This is a genomic window from Streptomyces blastmyceticus (assembly GCF_039521185.1).
Lineage (GTDB): Bacteria > Actinomycetota > Actinomycetes > Streptomycetales > Streptomycetaceae > Streptomyces > Streptomyces blastmyceticus.
This window is the reverse complement of record NZ_BAAABW010000037.1, coordinates 1-2,545: the sequence shown is the minus strand read 5'-3', so window position 1 is coordinate 2,545 and position 2,545 is coordinate 1. Positions and strand designations below refer to the sequence as shown.

The 2,545-nt window shown below is 70.8% G+C and carries 3 protein-coding genes; all 3 read left to right on the top strand.

What is annotated here, in order from left to right; translation table 11 throughout:
• The first annotated feature begins 408 nt into the window (after positions 1 to 408).
• The 3 genes from ABD269_RS31610 (at position 409) to ABD269_RS35465 (ending at position 2,489) form a co-directional block, all read left to right on the top strand.
• Positions 409 to 891 carry a VOC family protein gene (locus tag ABD269_RS31610; protein ID WP_344123484.1) on the top strand — a complete coding sequence of 161 codons (483 nt, stop codon included), beginning with the start codon at positions 409 to 411 and terminating at the stop codon, positions 889 to 891.
• Between the two features lie 126 nt (positions 892 to 1,017).
• A complete protein-coding gene (locus ABD269_RS31605) occupies positions 1,018 to 2,379 on the top strand; it encodes an L-lactate MFS transporter (protein WP_344123482.1) in 1,362 nt (453 codons plus the stop codon).
• Entirely contained in the window at positions 2,376 to 2,489 is a 114-nt protein-coding gene (locus ABD269_RS35465; protein WP_425573023.1) for an MFS transporter small subunit, read from the top strand. The genes ABD269_RS31605 and ABD269_RS35465 overlap by 4 nt, the downstream gene beginning before the upstream one ends.
• Positions 2,490 to 2,545 lie beyond the last annotated feature (56 nt).

Here is a 2,545-nt window from a genome sequence, read left to right as displayed (position 1 = left end):
TGACGTGGGTCCTATGCGGGGGCTCACACCCGGGAGGTGTGCGGGTCACTGCGCGTGAGCGCCCGTGCACGGCGGGGAGAACGGTTCTGTTCCCCAGCCCCGCCCCTTCCCGAACTGGGGCTCCGCCCCAGACCCCGGAGCACGCTCCGCGCGCTGTCCTCAATCGCCGGACGGGCTGATTTCAGCCCGTCCGGCGATTGAGGACGCGCCCGCAGGGCGCCACCGCCGCAGGCGGCAACGGACCCGCACCCGGGGGGCCGGGGGCACGAGCCCCAGTTTCGGGAAGGGGCGGGGCTGGGGAACAAGCCCGCCGCAGGCGGCAGCGCGCCCGCACTCGGAGTAGCGGCCCCCACCCCGCAGTGTCACCGTCGTACAACGGAAAGCACCCCACCCGAACGGGAGACCCCCATGCCGCGGATCACGCCCACCCTCTGGTTCGACACCGAAGGCAAGGAAGCCGCCGAGTTCTACGTATCGGTCTTCCCCAATTCGGAGATCAAGACCGTTCGGTACTACGGCGAGGCCGGCCCCCGCCCCGCCGGCACGGTGATGACCGTCGAGTTCGCGCTCGACGGGCAGGAGTACCTCGCACTCAACGGCGGACCCCAGTTCACCTTCGACGAGGCGATCTCGCTGAGCATCGACTGCGCGGACCAGGAGGAGGTCGACCATTACTGGGCCGCTCTTTCCAAGGGCGGGGAGGAGGGGCCGTGCGGGTGGCTGAAGGACAGGTACGGGCTGTCCTGGCAGGTCGTGCCCGCCGAGATGAAGTCGCTGCTCGCCGATCCGGACCCGGGGCGCGCGCAGCGGGCCATGAAGGCGATGCTGGGCATGAGGAAGCTCGACGTGGCGGCGCTGCGGGCCGCGGCGGACGGGGGTGAAGGGGCGTAGACCCCACAGGGGGGTCGGGGTGCGGAGAGCGGCGCCCCGGCCCCCGGCCCGGATCGATCGAACTGGCCTGCACCACAAGGCCGGTGGCCTTCCCGCGAGATCGTCGGGCGCTGTACCTTCCCCCTCATGCCCGCCCGCTCGCGTACCGTCGCGCCACCGGGATGGAGCCGCTGGCTTGTCCCGCCCGCCGCGCTGTCCATTCATCTCGCCATCGGCCAGGCGTACGCCTGGAGCGTCTTCAAACCGCCGCTGGAGTCCTCGCTCGGTCTGTCCGGTACGGCGTCGGCGCTGCCTTTTCAGGTGGCGATCGTCATGCTGGGCCTGTCGGCCGCCTTCGGCGGCACCCTGGTGGAGCGCAACGGCCCGCGCTGGGCGATGTCGGTGTCGGCCGTCTGCTTCTCGTCGGGCTTCCTGGTGGCCGCGCTCGGGGCCGCGACGCGGGAGTACTGGCTCGTGGTGGCCGGGTACGGCCTCATCGGCGGCATCGGGCTCGGCATCGGCTACATCTCGCCCGTCTCCACGCTGATCAAGTGGTTCCCCGACCGCCCGGGGATGGCCACCGGCATCGCCATCATGGGCTTCGGCGGTGGCGCACTCATCGCGTCGCCGTGGTCGGCCGAACTGCTGTCCGTCTTCGGCTCGGGCACGCCCGGCATCGCGCGTACGTTTTTGGTCATGGGGGTCGCGTACGGCGTCTTCATGACGCTGGGCGTGCTGCTCGTGCGCGTACCGCCCGAGGGGTGGCGGCCGCCGGGTGCCCCCTCCCCGGCCGTACGGGACCCGCTCGTCACCGCGGCGCGGGTGTCCGCCCGCACGGCCCTGCGGACGCCGCAGTTCTGGTGTCTGTGGGTCGTCCTGTGCACGAACGTCACGGCGGGCATCGGCATCCTGGAGAAGGCCGCGCCGATGATCACGGACTTCTTCGCCCGCTCCTCCTCGCCGGTCGGCGCCTCCGCGGCCGCGGGGTTCGTCAGCCTGCTCTCGCTCGCCAACATGCTCGGCCGGATCGGCTGGTCCTCCGTCTCCGACCGGGTCGGGCGCAAGAACATCTACCGGCTCTACCTGGGCGCCGGCGCGCTGATGTATCTGGTGCTCGCGCTGGCCGGTGACTCCTCGAAGCCGGTGTTCATCGTGTGCGCCGCGGTCATCCTGTCCTTCTACGGCGGTGGTTTCGCGACGGTCCCCGCCTATCTGAAGGACCTCTTCGGGTCCTTCCAGGTGGGCGCGATCCACGGCCGGCTGCTGACCGCGTGGTCGACCGCGGGGATCCTCGGGCCGCTGATCGTCAACGCCGTCGCCGACGCGGGGAAGTCCGCGGGCCGCACCGGCCCCGGCCTCTACACCACGTCCTTCGTCATCATGATCGGGCTGCTGGTCGTGGGCTTCGCCGCGAACGAGTTCGTCCGGCCCGTCCACCCCCGCCACCACGAGCCGCCCGCCGAAGAGGAGCACATCGACGCGGCGCCGGAGAAGGACGTGACGCCATGACGCCCGCCCGCAAGGCCCTGTTCGCGTTCGCCTGGCTGTGGGTGGGGGCACCCTTCGCCTACGGGGTCTACGAACTCACCCTCAAACTGCGGCAGTTGTTCACCTCCTAATGATGTTGTCAAGCCGCCGCTGTGACCGGGAGTTCATCTTGGAAGCGCTTTCCGTC